This window comes from Streptomyces sp. NPDC002787, assembly GCF_053592095.1.
In genome coordinates this window covers 1-17084 of record NZ_JBSFVC010000002.1, presented here as the reverse complement: position 1 = coordinate 17084, position 17084 = coordinate 1, and the positions used below count along the sequence as shown (strand labels likewise).

Annotated in this window: 15 protein-coding genes and 1 pseudogene; 4 read left to right on the top strand and 12 right to left on the bottom strand. The window is 69.2% G+C overall.

Annotated features, from left to right (window positions below):
- Positions 1-77 precede the first annotated feature (77 nt).
- Complete coding sequence (locus tag ACWD26_RS02290) at positions 78-713, top strand: DUF4383 domain-containing protein (RefSeq protein WP_451265316.1); 636 nt, start codon at positions 78-80, stop codon at positions 711-713.
- Between the two features lie 29 nt (positions 714-742).
- Here ACWD26_RS02290 and ACWD26_RS02285 read toward each other — a convergent pair whose 3' ends face one another.
- The 3 genes from ACWD26_RS02285 to ACWD26_RS02275 all read right to left on the bottom strand — a co-directional run bounded on the left by ACWD26_RS02285 (position 743) and on the right by ACWD26_RS02275 (position 5464).
- On the bottom strand, positions 743-1885 hold the full coding sequence (locus ACWD26_RS02285) for an amidase domain-containing protein (RefSeq protein WP_451265314.1): 1143 nt from the start codon (positions 1883-1885) through the stop codon (positions 743-745).
- A gap of 115 nt (positions 1886-2000) precedes the next feature.
- A complete protein-coding gene (locus tag ACWD26_RS02280; RefSeq protein ID WP_451265312.1) occupies positions 2001-3290 on the bottom strand; it encodes a hypothetical protein in 1290 nt (429 codons plus the stop codon).
- A 47-nt stretch (positions 3291-3337) separates the two neighbouring features.
- Entirely contained in the window at positions 3338-5464 is a 2127-nt protein-coding gene (locus tag ACWD26_RS02275) for a transglycosylase domain-containing protein (protein ID WP_451265310.1), read from the bottom strand.
- Between the two features lie 413 nt (positions 5465-5877).
- Between ACWD26_RS02275 and ACWD26_RS02270 the strand changes: the two genes are divergently transcribed.
- Positions 5878-6096 carry an FmdB family zinc ribbon protein gene (locus ACWD26_RS02270; RefSeq protein WP_451265308.1) on the top strand — a complete coding sequence of 73 codons (219 nt, stop codon included), beginning with the start codon at positions 5878-5880 and terminating at the stop codon, positions 6094-6096.
- 148 nt (positions 6097-6244) lie between these two features.
- On the top strand, positions 6245-6940 hold the full coding sequence (locus ACWD26_RS02265) for a DedA family protein (RefSeq protein WP_451265972.1): 696 nt from the start codon (positions 6245-6247) through the stop codon (positions 6938-6940).
- Between the two features lie 5 nt (positions 6941-6945).
- On the opposite strand, the gene ACWD26_RS02260 is transcribed toward ACWD26_RS02265, so the two are convergent.
- The 3 genes from ACWD26_RS02260 to ACWD26_RS02250 are packed head-to-tail and all read right to left on the bottom strand — an operon-like array spanning position 6946 to position 11796.
- Positions 6946-7764 carry an HAD family hydrolase gene (locus ACWD26_RS02260; RefSeq protein WP_451265306.1) on the bottom strand — a complete coding sequence of 273 codons (819 nt, stop codon included), beginning with the start codon at positions 7762-7764 and terminating at the stop codon, positions 6946-6948.
- A complete protein-coding gene (locus tag ACWD26_RS02255) occupies positions 7764-10580 on the bottom strand; it encodes a phosphoribosyltransferase domain-containing protein (protein ID WP_451265304.1) in 2817 nt (938 codons plus the stop codon). The genes ACWD26_RS02260 and ACWD26_RS02255 overlap by 1 nt, the downstream gene beginning before the upstream one ends.
- Positions 10581-10632: 52 nt before the next feature.
- Entirely contained in the window at positions 10633-11796 is a 1164-nt protein-coding gene (locus ACWD26_RS02250) for an HpcH/HpaI aldolase/citrate lyase family protein (protein ID WP_451265302.1), read from the bottom strand.
- 190 nt (positions 11797-11986) lie between these two features.
- Between ACWD26_RS02250 and ACWD26_RS02245 the strand changes: the two genes are divergently transcribed.
- A complete protein-coding gene (locus tag ACWD26_RS02245) occupies positions 11987-12841 on the top strand; it encodes a TerD family protein (protein WP_451265301.1) in 855 nt (284 codons plus the stop codon).
- 39 nt (positions 12842-12880) lie between these two features.
- Here the strand turns inward: ACWD26_RS02245 and ACWD26_RS02240 are convergent, their stop codons facing one another.
- The 6 genes and pseudogenes from ACWD26_RS02240 to ACWD26_RS02215 form a co-directional block, all read right to left on the bottom strand.
- Positions 12881-13618 carry a TerD family protein gene (locus tag ACWD26_RS02240; RefSeq protein WP_451265299.1) on the bottom strand — a complete coding sequence of 246 codons (738 nt, stop codon included), beginning with the start codon at positions 13616-13618 and terminating at the stop codon, positions 12881-12883.
- Between the two features lie 148 nt (positions 13619-13766).
- Entirely contained in the window at positions 13767-14909 is a 1143-nt protein-coding gene (locus ACWD26_RS02235; protein WP_451265297.1) for a DUF475 domain-containing protein, read from the bottom strand.
- Between the two features lie 166 nt (positions 14910-15075).
- The gene (locus ACWD26_RS02230; protein WP_451265295.1) at positions 15076-15651 is read right to left on the bottom strand and encodes a TerD family protein; all 576 of its coding nucleotides are present in this window, start codon (positions 15649-15651) and stop codon (positions 15076-15078) included.
- Positions 15652-15830: 179 nt separating this feature from the next.
- Positions 15831-16406: a calcium homeostasis/redox stress adaptation protein gene (locus ACWD26_RS02225; RefSeq protein WP_451265293.1), complete on the bottom strand. Its 576-nt coding sequence runs from the start codon at positions 16404-16406 to the stop codon at positions 15831-15833.
- A 112-nt stretch (positions 16407-16518) separates the two neighbouring features.
- Positions 16519-16977, bottom strand: a complete 459-nt coding sequence (locus ACWD26_RS02220) for a peroxiredoxin (protein WP_451265291.1) — start codon at positions 16975-16977, stop codon at positions 16519-16521.
- 28 nt (positions 16978-17005) lie between these two features.
- Positions 17006-17084, bottom strand: a pseudogene (locus tag ACWD26_RS02215) (Dabb family protein); the annotation flags it as partial.

The following is a 17084-nucleotide window of genomic DNA, read 5'->3' as shown; positions in this document are numbered from 1 at the left end:
TGGGTTGCCCGTCGGAGCACCCCGGCGGATGCTGAAGGGGTACGCAGGCCTCCGCGCACGCCCGATGGGAGGCGGACATGGCCACGCACGCCACGCACACCGCACGTCCGAGGGGCCGGCACGCGGGTCCCCGGCGGCGGATCAGGATCGACGAGCACCTGCCCGTCGACCACCGCCTCAGCAGGGTCTACCGGTTCGGGGCGGGCCTGATGGGTCTGTTCCTGGTCGTCTTCGGCATCTTCGGTCTCATCGACCGGGTGGGCTGGTTCGACACCCGGGGCGACGAGGTCGTGGGCCTGAGCACCAACGGCACGCTGAGCGTCCTGTCGATCGCCGTGGGGCTGCTGCTGCTCGTCGGCATGGTGATCGGCGGCAACTTCGCCTCCACGCTGAACATGACGCTGGGCATCCTGTTCATCCTGAGCGGCTTCGCGAACATGGCCCTGCTGGACACCGACTCCAACTTCCTGGCGTTCCGCATCCAGAACGTCCTGTTCAGCTTTGTCGTCGGGATCCTGCTGATGACGTTCGGCATGTACGGCAGGGTCGGTACAGCGCTGCCGCACGAGAACCCGTACTGGCGGGCCCGTCACCCCGAGGAGGCGGAGCGCGAGGAGCGGCTCACGGGAGGGGCGGGGATGGCGCAGAAGAAACCGGTCGACGCCCTCCCCGAGTCCGAGACGGATCCATCGGACGGGAAGGGCGCCGGCTGACACCTGGTGCGGCCTGGTGAGGCCGGGGCTCAGGTGCGGTACGCGTAGTAGTTCGCGGTCGGGTACGAGGCGATGATGCTCGCGACCGAACGGCGGTAGGTGTCCGCGTCGTGGTACGTCAGGTAGGGGACGCCGCTGGAGCTGCGGTAGGTCGTCATCATGGAGTGGTCCTTGTCCCCGTCCGCGTTGAAGTCCACCTGCAGCACGTCACCGATGTCCATCTGGTAGACGTTCGCGAGCGCGGTGGTCCGCTTGGCGGTCTGGGTGAACCAGGACCACTCGTTGACGCCGATCCAGGCGTCGGCCGTACCGTTCGACGCGTAGTACCAGGTGTCGTACTCCTCGGGCGTGACCGTGGAGATCTGCTTCCAGCCGCCCGCCAGGAGGCCCTGGCTGAGGTAGTTGGTGCAGTCGCCGCCCGCCGCGTTGTACTTGCGGTACGCCGGGTTGTAGTTCTTCCAGTACTTCTCGGTGTACGTCGCCATCGCCTTGTAGTCGTAGGCGCCACCGGTGAGCGTCTTCGGCTTGGGGGCGGGGTTGCGCGTCGTGGCCGCCTTGGGGGCGTTGATGATGGCCATCGGCGTGCGGCTCAGCTTGGCGTCGGCGGCCGGGACCACGGGCTCGTTGATGCGCGGGGCGCCGCCGTCGGTGGAGCGCATCGCGGTCAGCTGCCAGGTGCCGTTCGTCTGGAAGGCGAAGGTCAGCACGTGGTGCGCCTCGAAGCCCGTGGAGGCGGGCTCGTCGCCACGTATCTTCTTGTACTTCAGCGTCGTGGCCTCGGTGACCTGGACCGTGGCCTTCTTACCCTTGACCTTGGCGCTGTCGACGGTGACCCGGGTGTCGGCCGAGGCATAGGCCTCACCCAGGTCGGCGAGGCGGGACTTGGTGCCCTTCAGGGCGGACAGCTTGCCGTCCTCGGCCTTCTTCTGGGCGCCGGACAGCTTGACGCCGCCGGTGGGCTTCAGCGACTTGCGGGCGGCCTTGCTGCCGAGCAGGACGGCCGTGCGGTCGGTGAGCACGTTGTCCGCGACCCGGCCGAAGGCGTCCTTGGTGGCCTTGGTGACCTTGGGTGTCGTCGCCGCGGCGTTCGCGGCGGTGACGGGCAGCAGCGCGGAGGCCAGCACGGCCGCCGCGAGGGTCGAGCCTGCGAGGCTCAACGTCCTTGATCTCACTGGGATTCTCCTTGACCCCGAGTTGGTCGTACCCGGGAGCGAATCTTTACATGACCTCCTCAAGCGAAGTGAGGCCGGGGGGAATAACAAGTGGGCAACTTGGGTAGCCGGGCCGCTATCTCACGACCGTCGCCCAGTCGTCCGGGGACTGGGCGGGGTCGAGTCCGCGCAGGTTGGCCAGGGTTTCCGGCTTCTGGACGTCCATCCAGTCGGCCAGCTCGTCGAAGGACACGCACTTCACGTCCTTCTTCACGCACACGGTCTTGATGACCTCGTCGACGGCGTTCATGTAGATGCCGCCGTTCCACTGCTCGAAGTGGTTGCCGATGAACAGGGGTGCCCGGCTGCCGTAGTAGACGCGGTTGAACCCGGACATGTAGGTGTCGATGGTCTCTTGCTGCCAGGTCGGGTACATGGCCGGGTCACCCTCGGTCTGGCCCTCGGACTGGTTGTAGAGGAAGTTGAAGTCCATCGACAGTGCCTGGTACTCGTCGTTGTACGGGAGCATCTGCAGCGGGAAGTCCCAGATGCCCTCCTTCTTGCCGGGCCATACCTGGAAGGCGCCCGGGGAGCTGGCGTCGTAGCGGTAGCCGAAGTCCTTGACGGCCTTCAGCAGGTTGCCCTGGCCCTCCAGGCAGGGGGCGCGGCCGCCCTTGACGGCCTTGAGGTCGAAGGGCAGCGGGTCGAGGTCGGAGTAGCCGGTGTTGGTCTTCCAGTTCTCGAGGAAGGAGTTGAACTCCTCGATCTCCTTCTTCCACTCCGCGACGCTCCACTCACCGCCGCCCTTCTCGCCGCAGAAGTGGCCGTTGAAGTGGGTGCCGATCTCGTTGCCCTCCTCCCACGCCTTGCCGAGCTGCTCCAGTGTGGTGCGGACGTGTTCGTCGGTGGGGTAGCTGATCGCGGCGGCGCCCTTGTCGTGCTGCGGCGGGTCGTAGAGGTCCCGTTTGTCCTTGGGCAGCAGGTAGATGCCGGTGAGGAAGAACGTCATGTGGGCGTTGTACTTCTTCGCCATCTCCCGGTAGTGCTGGAAGAGTTCGTCGTCGCCGGCGAGCGCGCCGTCCCAGGAGAAGACCACGAACTGCGGCGGCTTCTCGCCCTTCTTGAGCGGTACGGCCTTCAGCCGGCCCTTCTGCGGGCCGGTGTAGGAGGTGGAGCCGTCCCCGATGACCTTCGTCTTGCCGTCCCACTCGGGCTCGGTGGCCTTGGTGGAGTCCTTGCCGTTCCCACCGCCGGCCGACGAGGCCGTCGGCGCGGTGTCGGCCGAACGGTTCAGCACCAGGTAACCGCCGACGAGCGAGGCGACGACGAGGAGCGCGGCCAGGGTCAGGAACTGCGGACGGGTGGTGCGGCGCGGCGGGCGGGCCTTGCGGCGTCGGCCCCGGTGCGAGGTGCTGCCAGGCTTCATGTACGGCTCATTCTGCGAGGGTGGTGGGTGCGGGTGCTCATCGGTGGTCAGCCGATACTCATCGCACTGGACCAGATGTCGTAGGGGACACCGGAGTTGGGCGTTCCGGCGATCCCGTCGAGCGGCAGCGGCTCCAGGCTCTCGGTGAGGTCGATGCGGTAGACGACCACGGCGGTCGAGACGTCCTCCGCGGTGCCGACGTACCAGGCGGCCTTGTCGTCCTGGGTGGTCCCGCCCTTGCCGGCCACCTCGTAGGAGGCGGCGCCGGGTGAGTCGGGGTGGTCCTTGCGGAAGGCGTCGGTGAGCGCCGAGGTGACCTGGGCTGCCACCTTGCCGCCGAACGCGCGCTTGGGCCTGGGGGTGTTCAGGGGGACCTTGGACCCGTTGTGGGTCACCTTCCGCACGGAGTACGGCTCGGTGTGCTTGCCCAGGGCGGCGAAGGTGCTGTATCCGCTGGCCATGCGGATGGCGCTGGGCGTGGAGTTCCCCACGGAGAGCGCGGGCACCTGCGCCCCGAGGCTGGAGGAAAGCAGTCCGGCCGCCTCGGCGGTGTCCCGCACCTTGTCCAGGCCGGTGTCCATGCCCAGTTGCATGAACGGGGTGTTCACCGAGTTGGCGAGGGCGTCGTGCAAGGTGATCGGGCCCCAGGATTTCTTGCCGTCGTTGTGGGCGGAGACCTGATCGCCGTCCCGGTCCCAGTACGGCCCCTCGGGTGTGGTCACCGGGACGGCGTCGTTGCCGTCGTAGACCGTCTCCGCGGTGACAGGTGTAGCCTCGCCGCCGCGTTCCTTGACGACGCCGTGTTCCAGACCGGCGGCGTAGACGAACGGCAGGAAGGCGGAGCCGGCCGGGACGGTGGTCGCGTTCGACTCGTTGTAGCCCTGTCTGCGGTGGTCGGGGCCGCCGTAGACGGCGACGATCCGCCCGTCGGCGGCGACCGAGGAGGCCCCGAAGTGGGCGGTCTTCGCCTTCTTCGGCTTGTCCTTCGCCACCTGCTCGCGTGCCTTCGTCACGGCGTCGGTCAGCTCGGTCTGCCGGTCCTTGTCGAAGGTCGTGTAGATCTGGTAGCCGCCCCGGTCGAACTCCTGGTCGGTGAGGTTCGCGGCCTTCTTGGCGTACTGGGACGCCAGCTCCACCAGGTAGTCGCTCTGCTTGCCGGTGTCGTACTGGGTGGACTGCTTCACCGGCTCGGGGAACTTCGTGTACTTGGCGCGCTCGGTCCGGGACAGCTTGCCGATGGACACCATCCGGTCCAGGATCCACTCCCACCGCTCCACGGCCCGGTCGCGGTTGGCCTTGTTCAGGGTGGGGTCGTAGAGGCCCGCGCCCTTGAGGAGGGAGGCGAGGAGCGCGGCCTCGCTGACGTTCAGCTCGCTGACGTCCTTGCCGTAGTACGCCTGGGCGGCCCGCTGGATGCCGTAGGTGCCGCGGCCGAACCAGCTGGTGTTGAGGTAGCCCTCCAGGATCTCGTCCTTGCTCATCTGGTTGTCGAGCTTGAGGGCGAGCATCGCCTCGTCGAACTTGCGGCCGAGCGAGCGGTCCTGTGTCAGGTACACGTTCTTGACGTATTGCTGGGTGATGGTCGAGCCGCCCTGGGTGTCTCCCTCGCCGACGGTGCGCACCAGCGCGCGGGTGATGCCGCTGACGGAGATGCCGGGGTCGGAGTAGAAGCTCGCGTTCTCCGCCGCGAGGACCGCCCAGCGCACGTCCTCGGGGACGTCCTTGAGCGGCATCGCCTGGCGCCGCACCCAGCCGGTACGGGCCATGGGGGTGCCGTCGGCCCAGAAGTACACGTTGTCCTGCTGGGTGGCGAAGGTGTTGAGGTCCTCGGGTATGTCCGTGGCGGCGTAGGCGACGGTCAGGAACATGCCGCTGAAGCCCACGGCCAGGCCCGTGGCCCCCAGCGACTGGCGCCAGGACGGCACCCAGCGCCGCCAGTCCGTACGGCCCGGGCGCGGGTACTGAGGACGCACCCGGCGGACGAGGGGAGCGAAGGGAGCCAGCCGCGAGCCGGCGACAGCGAGGAATCTGGCGCGAACAGACGGCCTGGGCGCCTTGCGTCTGCCCCGTCTCCCCGGTTCCGGCTGCTCCTTCCGGCCCTCGAGCGCCCCCGGTTCGAGCGCCCGCAGCTGCATGGTCTCGTCCGCCGGGAGGGCGGGGAGCTTCAGCTGCATGGTGAGGTCGGACTCCGCAGGCTCCCCCTGAGGCCCCTCTCCCCTAGCCACGGCGGGCTCCGGCGGATATGCGTCCCTCGCGGTGCGCGGTAACGATTCGGCGGTGCGCGGCAACCTTTCGCCCGCGCACGGCGACTATCCGACCGGGAGACGTGGCTCCCGATCGACAAAGGACAGCGGTCACTCCTGTCCCCCCTCCCCACTTGGCATCGCCCGTGTGGACAGCCACAGCCGCCACACCCGCGGCTGAGCCCCCCTGTTTCCCCCGGCCTTTCGGCCTCCACACAGCGACCACAAATTATCAGTCAGTTTCACAACCGCTTCGGTCGACAGCGTGAAATTTCGGCCAGTGTGATCGACCAGCCACTCCCGAGGCCTCCTGACACCGCGCGGGCGCCGGTTAGCCTGTGCCCATGCCTCGCTACGAGTACCGCTGCCGGACCTGCGGCGACACCTTCGAACTGAGCCGTCCGATGGCCGAGTCGTCCGCCCCGGCGGACTGCCCCGGAGGCCACTCCGACACGGTCAAACTTCTGTCGACGGTCGCGGTCGGCGGCTCGGCCACCACGTCCGCACCGGCGCCCCGGGCGGGCGGCGGTGGCGGATGCTGCGGCGGCGGCTGCTGCGGTTGATCAACACACTTCGATCAACGGTCCGGGAGCCGGAAGCGTTCACTCCGGGGCCGGAAGCGTTCACCCCGCGACCGGCCCGGTCATGAGCGTTCAGGGCCCCCTCAGGTTCCCTTCAGCTTCGCTCGCCTAGCGTGCCCCCATGACAGCCATGCACGCGGAGTCGACGAGCGGCGCGCCCCTGTGGATCGTCGATCTGATGGATCTCCTGGGGGCGCCGGGCGCGGGCCTCGCGGTCGCGCTGGAGAACCTGTTCCCGCCGATCCCCAGCGAGGTCATCCTCCCCCTCGCCGGCTTCGCCGCGAGCACCGGCCGGATGAACCTCCTGGCCGCCCTGCTCTGGACCACCGCGGGCTCCGTCGTCGGCGCCCTGGCCCTCTACGGCGTCGGCGCCCTCCTCGGCCGCGACCGCACGGTCGCCGTCGCCGCGAGGCTGCCCCTGGTCAAGGTCTCGGACATCGAGAAGACGGAGGCCTGGTTCCTCAGGCACGGCACCAAGGCGATCTTCTTCGGGCGCATGATCCCCGTCTTCCGCAGCCTGATCTCCGTACCGGCCGGCGTCGAACGCATGCCCCTCCCCGTCTTCACCCTCCTCACCACCCTGGGCAGCGCCCTCTGGAACACGGTCTTCGTCCTGGCCGGCTACTTCCTGGGCGCGAACTGGACGGAGGTGACGACGATCGTCTCGACGTACTCGAAGATCGTGCTGGCGGGGGCGGCGCTGGCGGTCCTGGCGTTCATCCTGGCCCGCTTCCTGAGAAGGGGGAACTCCTCAGGGGCGCGGGGAACTGCGCGACAAGCCACAACGGACCCGCAGCCCGAAACGCACAGCACCCCCACCTCCTGACCGGCTCACCCCTCCCGCGAGACCCGCAGGAACTCCCGAAGAATCCGCTCCCCGGCCGCAACCCCCCGCTCGGGAAGAGCCGTGACAGCCGGCCCCACCCACCCCGCATCCGCCAGCTCCCCATGCCCGGGCCGCCAGGCCCGGTCCGCCGCGAGCAACAGATCCGCGTCGAGCAAGGAGTCCCCCGCGGCGAGCGTCAGCTCGGCCCCGGTCCGCCGCGCGACCTCCCGCATCGCCGCCGACTTGGTGAGCGGCTTCGGCACGGCGTACAGCTTGCGCCCCTGCAGAGACACGGTCCACCCCCGGTTCTCGGCCCAGACCGCGAGATCCTTCACCCACTCCTCGGGCAGCAGCTCACGCTCGACGACGAGATAGACGAACAGGTCCTCCGCGACCCGGTGCTTGCGCACCCACACCGGGTCGGCCGTGGCCGCCAGATGGTCCCGCACCTCGGCGAGCGACGCGCACTCGTCGGCGAGCCGCGCGGTCACCCGCTCGTACCAGGCGGCGTCCGAGACCCCGTCCACCAGCAGGTGCCCGCCGTTGGCGCAGATCGCGTACTTCGGCTCCGGGCCCGGCAGACTGATCCGCTGGTACTGCTTGCGCGTCCGGGTCGTCGTCGGCACGAACACCGCCGCGTCCCCCAGCTCCGCGAGCAGCCGCGAGGCCGTCTCCGTCATGTACGACAGCGGCTTGCTCTCGTGCACCTCGACGGTGAGCAGCCGGGGCGCCCGCGCGTCCGGCATGGTCAACGCCAGCGCGGCGGCGGAATAGATGAGCGTACGGTCGAGATCACTCGCCACAAGAACCTGAGGCCCCGGCATCAGACCGCCACCGCCCTGCCGTCGGCGCCAGTCGCGCCCCGCGTGTACTTCGGGTGGATCAACCCCACGCACGTGTACGGCAGTTCGGCCACCTCTTCCACCGGTACCCCCCTCTGTTCGGCGAGCAGACGTACGTGGTCGAGGTCCGCGCCCGCCCCGGCCCGCGCGAGGATCTTCCACGGTACCCGGCGCAACAGCACCCGAGTGGTCTCCCCGACACCCGGCTTGACCAGGTTGACGTCGTGGATCCCGTACTCCTCGCTGATCCGCTCGACGGCCGCCCAGCCCTCCCAGGTGGGCGTGCGATCGGCGGCGAGCAACTCCTTGGTACGGGCGTCGACGGCGTCCACGACATCGTCGAACCGCTCGGCTATGGCGTCCAGGAACCGCATCGACACATCCACACCGGCCAGCTCCCGGTAGAACTTCGCGCCGTGGAAGTCGTCGGGACCGACGAGGTCCGAGCGCAGCACGGTCCGCGAAATCAGCCCGGAGACGGTGGAGTTGAGGCAGGCGGACGGAATCAGGAAGTCCTCCCGCGTGCCGTACGTCCGCACGCACGACCCCGGGTCGGCGAGCACGGCGATCTCCGGATCGAACCCGGTGATCCCGTCCGACTCCTCGAACTCGAGGATCGCCGCGGCGAGTTCCCGGGTGATCGCGCCCTTGCCGGTCCATCCGTCGACGAACACGACGTCGGCGGGGTCGTGGTGAACCGCGAGCCACCGCAGCGCGTTGGCGTCGATCCCGCGTCCCCGCACGATCGACACGGCGTAGTGCAGTATCTCGACCCCGTGCCGATGCCGGGCCCACCGACGCATCAGCACACCCACGGGCGTCCCGGCCCGCGCCAACGAGACGATGACGGGCCGCGACGGCCGCTCCGCGAGCACGGTCTCGGTGACGACCCCGACAGCCAGCGCGATCCTCTCGGCGGAGGCCTCCAACGCGCTGTGGAAGAGCGCCTGGTACTGCTCGCTCGGTTGGTACTCGACCGGCAGGGACTCCGCGTAGTGCGCGCCCCCGCTCTGAATGGCCTCCTCCCGCTCCTCGGTGGGCGCCTCCAGCGTCACCTCCGAGAGGTCCTGGAGCAGCCAGCCGACCTCGTCGGGCGCGTAGGAGGAGAAGTGGGGACCGCGCAGGGGGTCGGGAAGCATCGAGGGCCTTTCGGTGACGGGCGAGGACGGTGAGAGGGACGCCGGCGCGCGGGACCCGGTTCGGCCGACCGCCCTCGCCGACTGGGCGGACATCGGGGCGACCGGGGCGACCGGGGCGTGGGCCCCGCCGGGCAGGGTCTCGGCCGCCTCAGCCGCAGCCGACGGTCCCGGCAGAGGCTCGCGCGCCCCAGCCCCAGCCCCAGCCGGCGCTCCCGGCAACGGCTCGCGTGGTGTCGCTGTCGCACCCCCGACGACGGACCCGCTCGCTCCCGTCGCCCCCGTGGGCTCGTCCGCCGCGACGGTGCTCCGCCGGGACGGCGTGTCCCGGCGGTGCCGGACCGGCGGGACGTAGGACGGCACGACGGTGAGCAGCACGCTGGGCGTGTGGGCGGTGAGCGTGGCCAGCAGGCCGTCGGCGGCGTGCAGGGCGGCCGTGTCGGCGACCGAGTCGACCACCGCGACCACCGCGTCGAAGCCGCCGCCGGCCACGTTGTACGCGTACCGCTCCCCCGGCCCGTCCGCGGGGTCGTCGTGCGCGGGGAAGACGATCCGGCTGCGGATCGCGTAGCCGGGGTCGTCGACGGCGAGTACGGGCGACCGCGTGGTCGTGGAGAACCGTATCTCCAGCCCGTCCGCCGACTTCTCCAGCTCCCGCGCGAGAGCCAGTGGCGCGTACATCAGCTCCTCGAAGCCGAGCACGAGCACCCGGCGGGCCCCCGGCGGCAGGGCGTCGGCGACGCGCGCGGCCATACCGGGCAGCGCGCTCTCCAGCCGCGCGCGATGCGCGGGCGTGAACCCGTGCCGCCCGCCGTCGGGCACCCCGTCCGGCCAGCCCAGCTCGACCCGGGTGACCCGCGACGCACCGGCGTCCCCGGCCGGAGCCGCAGGCGCGGCCTCGTACTCCGCGACCAACGCCTGCCCCTTCTCCAGCACCCCCTCCGGCAGTCGCACGGTGCCCTTCGCCGCGGCCACCAGGTCCACCCGCGCCCCGATCTCCCGGGCGAACTCGGCCAACCGCCCCTGGTCCTTCGCCGACCGCATGTCGACCAGTGCCACGACGACGTACCGCTTGCGCGGATACCGCTCGTGCAGCGCGCGAATGGTGTTGAGGACGGTGTTCCCGGTGGAGAACTCGTCGTCGACGAGCACGAGCGGCCCCCGCCCCGCGAGCAGCGTCGGATCCTCCGGCAGCAACAGGTGCGACGTCGCGTGGGAGTGGGACTCCTCGAAGCCACCGGCCTGGTCGACGCCCTCGACGGGGCGCCGGGTGGAGTGGAGGTAGGGCGCGTCGCCCACCCCGTCCGCCACCGAGTGCCCGAGCCCGGTGGCGGTCTCGGCGTATCCGAGGACGACCGAGGTACGCGCCCCGTCCACGCCCAGCAGCTCCCGCACCCGGCGCCCGAGCGCGAACCCGTGCCCGTGCACGACGGCCGGGGACTGCGGCACATGCTTGCCGAGGACGTTCGACACCAGCAGATGCGCCCGCTTGGGGTTGCGCCGCAGCGCGAGCCCCAGCAGCCCGCTCAGCTCCTCGCCGCCGACCAGTTCGACCCCGAGCCGCTCGGCGACCCAGGCCCCGGACCAGACGGCACCGGCCGGGCCGGCCCCACCGGCTGCCGTACCGGACCCACCGGTCGTGTCGTTCGCTGCGTTAATCATCGATTCCTTGTCGGTACGACGTGATTGCGGACGTCGGTCACAGGCCGGGCGTTCAGTCGGGCAGACCCGCGGCCAGCAGGTCCACGAACCCGATGTCCTCGTTGGCGACGCCGAACACCTCGGCGCGCTGCAGCACCCTCTCCGCCCAGGCCCGGTGCGGCTTGACCTCGTTCATCTTGTTCCGCGAGGCGGAGCGCAGGACTCCCCCGTTGCGGTCGGGCCGCAGGATGTCCTGGGCGTCACCGAACTCCTCATGGCTGACCACGGACAGCGCGTGCACCGGCAGGACGTGCGAGGGATGGATGCAGGTCTTGCCGAGCAGGCCGTTGGCGTGGTCGAGGGAGATCTCCCGCAGCAGGCCGTCCAGGGCGTGCTCGATGAGCGACTCGCGCAGCTCCACGGCCCGGTTGGCCAGGAAGGGGCTGCTGCGCAGCTGCGGCTTGAACATGCGCTCCTGCACCCGGAAGTACTCCCACACGGGCCCGGTGACCGTGAACCCGGTGCCGTCGGCGCGCCCCAGCACGTTCACCACGTCCGCGATCACGGAGGCGACGATCTGGACGTCGTAGGCGGTCATGTCGGGCGCCCGGCGCAGCGCGTACGAGGAGCAGAAGTCGGTGACGCCGAGGCGCAGCGCGAGGACGCGGTCGCGGTACTTGTCGACGGTGTGGGCGATGCCCTGGAGCGCGTCTACGCGCGTCTCCCTGTACATCAGCTCGGGCGATTCCAGGACCGGCATCCCGAACAGCCGCCGCCCGCTCGCGGCCTCAGCGGCGGTGAGCGCCTCCAGGAAGGCGACGCCCCGCTCCTCGGTGAACTTCGGGAACACGAATCCGGACAGCAGCCGTACGGCCGGGCCGAAACGGCTCACGAGGTCCGGTATCTGCTCGGGGAAGCGGACCCGGATGAACAGCAGCGGAAGCTCGACGTCCGGACGGCCCTCGAGATCGGCGAACTGCCGGACCAGGTTCTCCTCGGCGCCCACGACCTCGGCGTCGTCGATCGAGTCCTCCAGGCACAGCACCATGGAGACCACACCGCGCCCGGCCTGTTTGACAATGTCGTCGGCCAGCCGGACCCGGGTCGCCGGGCTGTAGAGCGTGGCGCCGAGGGCGGCGGCGAGCACGCGGGCAGGGGAGTCGGCATCGAAGACACCGGGCTCCCGGAAGAAGAGGCGCTGACGCTCCTCAGGGGCGATGTGCCCGAAATGACGCATGTGATTCCCCCGTGGCTCCTGGGCGTCCGGTCACGATCGTGGCCGGTAATAGTACGTACAAATGTGTGACATCAGTTCCCGCCGAGCGTGAAGTTCTGGTAACCCGGCCGTGTCGGGCGTTGGACGATTCCACCGACGGTTCCGCGCCCCCGCGTTGTCGTGATCAGGACCGAGAGGGCAGGATGACCGCATGACGCACGCGATGCTGAAGGGGTCGAACGTCCCGATCGAGGCCACGGCGGTCCGTGCCGTGCTGCGCTGGGCGCCGGGTCAGGACTCCCCGGACGTCGACGCCTCGGCGCTGCTCCTCGGCCCCGAAGGACGCGTACGGTCCGACGAGGACTTCGTCTTCTACAACCAGCCGCGCCACCCCTCGGGCAAGGTGTGGCGGCTCGGCAAAAAGCGGGTGGCGGACGGCCTCACCGACACGATCCAGACGGATCTGGCGGGTGTCGAGTCCGCTGTCGGCCAGATTCTTCTCGTGGCCTCCGCCGACGACGCCTCCGGGCTCCCCGTCTCCTTCGACCGCGTACGGTCCCTGCGCATCCTGCTGTACGACGCCACCGTCGCCGACGCGGAACCGCTGGCGTACTTCGACATCAAGCCCGAGACCGGCGACGAGACCGCCCTGATCTGCGGCGAGCTCTACCGCCGCGGCGGCGGCTGGAAGTTCCGCGCCCTCGGCGAGGGCTACACCAACGGCCTCCAGGGCCTCGCCACGGACTTCGGCATCTCGGTCGACGAGTCGGAGGCGGCAGCGGCGGCCGACCAGAGCGACACGACCCAGGCCCAGGCCCCGGAGGTCTCGGCTCCCCTGCCCCCCGAGCAGCCCCCCACGGGCGTCCCGTCCCAGCCCGCGTACGGCTACCCTCCGGCGGCGGCCCCCACCCAACAGCCCGCTCAACCCGCCTACGGCTACCCGCATCCCCAGCCGGCCCCCGCCACCGCGAACGGCCCGGCCTACGGCTACCCCCAGCCCACAGCGGCGGCCCTGGACCCCGACTTCCGTCTGCCGCCGCAGGGGCCGCAGTTCATCGGCCGCTGAGGAGCGCCCCGTGAGGGGCGCGACCGGCCAGGACCCGCCTCAGCGTTCCGCCTTGGTCTTGTACCCCCGCCCCCACTGCAACCCCCACCCGTACAACCGGTCGAGTTCCGCCTGGAACCCGTACACGAACTTCACTTCCCGGCGCACCATGATCTCCCCCTTGACGTTCTCGATCATCACCACCGCACACGACCGAGCCTGCGGATGCCTCTCGTCCAGGCCTATCTCGATCCGCGGCCCGTTGCTCGGGTACAGCGTCACGATCGCGTGCGTACGGTCGAACGCCGGCGTCTGGTCGTAGATGTAGACGAAGACGAGCATCCGCTTGAAGTTGTCCCGGTGGTCCAGGTTGATGTACATCGTCTCGCCGGAGCCCGACCCGAACCGGTCGTCCCCGCTGAGCCGCATGTACGGCGGCTCGTTGATGTCCCCGAGGAAGCCGCCCAGCGGCTGCACGACCCCCTTCGTCCCGTCGGCCAGCTCGTACAGGCAGCCGAGGTCGAGGTCGACGTTCACCATGCTCTGGCTGTGCGCCTGCACCTCCTCCGGCCGGAGCGCCTTGAAGGGGTGCCGCAGCACGCTCTGCCGCCTCGGCCCGCCGATGTCGGACGTCCGCATCCGCCAGGACAGGTTGACGCGCAGATGGCCCGCCGCCGCGTTCTGCTTGGACAGCGACACCTTCTGATGCCGCTTGGTCAGCTCGATCGCGTTGGTCGCCGCGTTGCCCGCGTCGAACTCCGAGGCCCGCCCCCGCCAGAGGTTGTCCAGGAAACTCATGCCCGCCCCACAACTGCCGTGTCGTCGCGTCAACCACCAGCGGGGCGGCCGACGAGGACGAGTCCTCGTCGGCCGCCCCGCTCAGAGCGTTCCCTCACGCGGAGGGCCGTCACACTCCGGAACCGGTCACACCGGCCCGGACAGCGGCTCACACCCCGGAGGACACCTCCTGCTTGGAGGCGTCAGCTTTTCCCTCCGCGGCCGCCAGCGCCTTGTTGCGGCGGACGGAGGACCAGAAGGACCAGCCGATCAGGATGACACCGATGGAACCGGTGATGAACTCGTTGATCTCGTACTGGATGGTGACGAGGAGGATCGCGGCGAGGGCGCCGATCGCGTAGTGCGCGCCGTGCTCCAGGTAGACGTAGTCGTCGAGGGTGCCCTGGCGGACCAGGTACACGGTGAGCGACCGGACGTACATCGCGCCGATACCGAGGCCCAGCGCCATCAGGACGATGTCGTTGGTGATGGCGAAGGCGCCGATGACACCGTCGAAGGAGAAGGACGCGTCCAGGACCTCCAGGTAGAGGAACATGAAGAACGCGGCCTTGCCCGCGAGGGCGACGGCCGAGCGCGGCTTGCCCGCGCGCTCCGCCTCTTCCTCCGCCTCGTGCTCGCGCTCCTCCTCTTCCTCCAGCTTGTTCTCGAAGAAGCCGGAGAGACCGCCGACGACGAGGTAGGTGATGAGGCCGGCGAGGCCGGAGATCAGGACGGTCTGCGCCTTGTCGACATGGGCGCCGCCGTGCTGGTGGGCGTTGGTCGCGAAGGTCATCGAGGTGATCAGCAGGACGATCATCGCGATGCAGGCCGACAGCATGTCGATCTTGCCGAGCTTGGACAGCGGGCGCTCCAGCCAGCCCAGCCACTTGATGTCCCGGTCCTCGAAGATGAAGTCGAGGAAGATCATCAGCAGGAACATGCCGCCGAAGGCCGCGATCGACGGGTGCGCGTCGGTCACGTACTGCTGGTACTGGTCCTTGTCGGTGAGCGCCAGGTCGACGGCCTCGATCGGGCCCATCTGGGCGCTGATCGCGACGATCACGACGGGGAACACCAGGCGCATGCCGAACACGGCGATGAGGATGCCGATGGTGAGGAAGATCTTCTGCCAGAAGGCATTCATCTTCTTCAGGATCCCGGCGTTGACCACCGCGTTGTCGAACGACAGCGAGATCTCCAGGACGGACAGGATCGCGACGATACCGAACGCGGCCCATCCACCATAGAGAACCGCTGCGACCAAGCCGAGCGCGGTGACCGCGAACGACCACCCGAAGGTTTTCAGAACCACTGGCTACCCAATCGTGTGTGTACGGGGTTCCCCCGCGCCGCGCGCGGCTTTACGAAACTTTGAACACGAAGTCTAGTCCTCCGCCTCTCGTACCCCACACGGCGGCTGCTTTAGCGCATATTGCGCAACGAGTATCGGCATACGAAACGCGGAGCGCCATACGGAACTAGGAGACGTTGACCCCGAAGTCCAGGGCGATGCCGCGCAGACCTGACGCGTACCCCTGTCCCACGGCCCGGAACTTCCACTCTCCGCCATAGCGGTAGACCTCGCCGAAGATCATCGCGGTCTCGGTGGAGGCGTCCTCGGAGAGGTCGTACCGGGCGAGTTCCTGCCCGTCGGCCTGGTTGACGACTCGGATGAAGGCGTTGCTGACCTGACCGAAGGCCTGCCCGCGGTTCTCCGCGTCATGGATGGAGACCGGAAAGACGATCTTGTCGACGTTGGCCGGCACCTTGGAGAGGTCGACGATGAGCGACTCGTCGTCGCCGTCGCCCTCACCGGTGAGGTTGTCGCCGGTGTGCTCGACCGAGCCGTCGGGGCTCTTGAGGTTGTTGTAGAAGACGAACCACTCGTCCCCCAGCACCCGGCCGCTCTGGCACAGCAGCGCGCTGGCGTCGAGGTCGAAAGGGGCTCCGGTGGTGGTCCGGACGTCCCAGCCGAGCCCGACCATCACCTGGGTGAGGTTCGGCGCGGCCTTGGAGAGGGAGACATTTCCTCCCTTGGCGAGTGTGACGCCCATGGTGCTGGTCCTCCCCGATTTTCGAGCTTCAGTTGCTCAGCTGTTCAGTTGTCCTCGTACGCGCCGACCGCCGCCCGCCCCGCGGACCGCCCCCTTCGTCGTACGAGCGCGTCCGGCGCCGCGGTCGATGACGACTGCGGCGCCGGACATGGTGAGCCCAGTGGGTCTTCCCCGGTGGCTCAGACGTTCACACCGAAGTCCTGGGCGATACCGCGCAGGCCCGAGGCGTAGCCCTGGCCGATGGCGCGGAACTTCCACTCGGCGCCGTGCCGGTACAGCTCGCCGAAGACCATGGCGGTCTCGGTGGAGGCGTCCTCGGAGAGGTCGTAACGGGCGATCTCCGTCCCGCCCGCCTGGTTGACGACGCGGATGAACGCGTTGCGGACCTGGCCGAAGGACTGCTGGCGGTTCTCGGCGTCGTAGATCGAGACAGGGAAGACGATCTTCTCGATCTCGGCCGGGACGGTCGCCAGGTTGACCTTGATCTGCTCGTCGTCGCCCTCGCCCTCACCCGTGAGGTTGTCACCGGTGTGCTCGACCGAGCCGTCGGGGCTCTTCAGGTTGTTGAAGAAGACGAAGTTGGCGTCGCTGCTGACCTTGCCGGACGACTCCAGCAGCAGGGCGCTGGCGTCCAGGTCGAAGTCGGTGCCGGTCGTGGTGCGGATGTCCCACCCGAGTCCGACGATGACCGCGGTCAGGCCCGGTGCCTCCTTGGTCAGCGATACGTTGCCGCCCTTGCTGAGGCTGACTCCCACGATTCCTCCCTTTGTAGTCAGGGGCGGGGAGCCCCGTCGTGCGTTGGTATCGGATCAACGTGTCGATCCTAGTGACGGGTTCCCGTTCCTCGCAGGCCTTGGAGCCGAAGAATCACAGGGTGTCGAGGGCGGCGAGGTACTCGTTCAGGTCGCGCGCGTCCGGCAGGGCGTTGACGACCGACCAGCGGACGACGCCCTCCTTGTCGACGATGAACGTCCCGCGCACCGCGCAGCCCTTGTCCGCGTCGAAGACGCCGTACGCCCGGGAGACCTCGCCGTGCGGCCAGAAGTCCGACAGCAGCGGGTACTCCAGCCCCTCCTGCTCCGCGAACACCCGCAGCGTGTGGATCGAGTCGTTCGACACGGCCAGCAGCTGCACGTCGTCGTTCACGAACTTCGGCAGGTTGTCCCGCAGCTCGCACAGCTCGCCCGTGCACACCCCGGTGAACGCGAACGGGTAGAAGAGCACGACCACGTTCTTCTCACCACGGAAGTCCGACAGCCGCACCGTGGCGCCGTGGTTGTCCTTGAGCTCGAAGTCGGGGGCCTTGTCGCCGACCTGGATCGCCATGATTCTTCCTGAGTCCCTTCATGGACTGTTCGACGTACGTACGGAGCGCGTCGGCGTCGTCGAACGCGGAGTTGATCGCGAAGTCGTAGGCGATGGGGCGGTCGCTG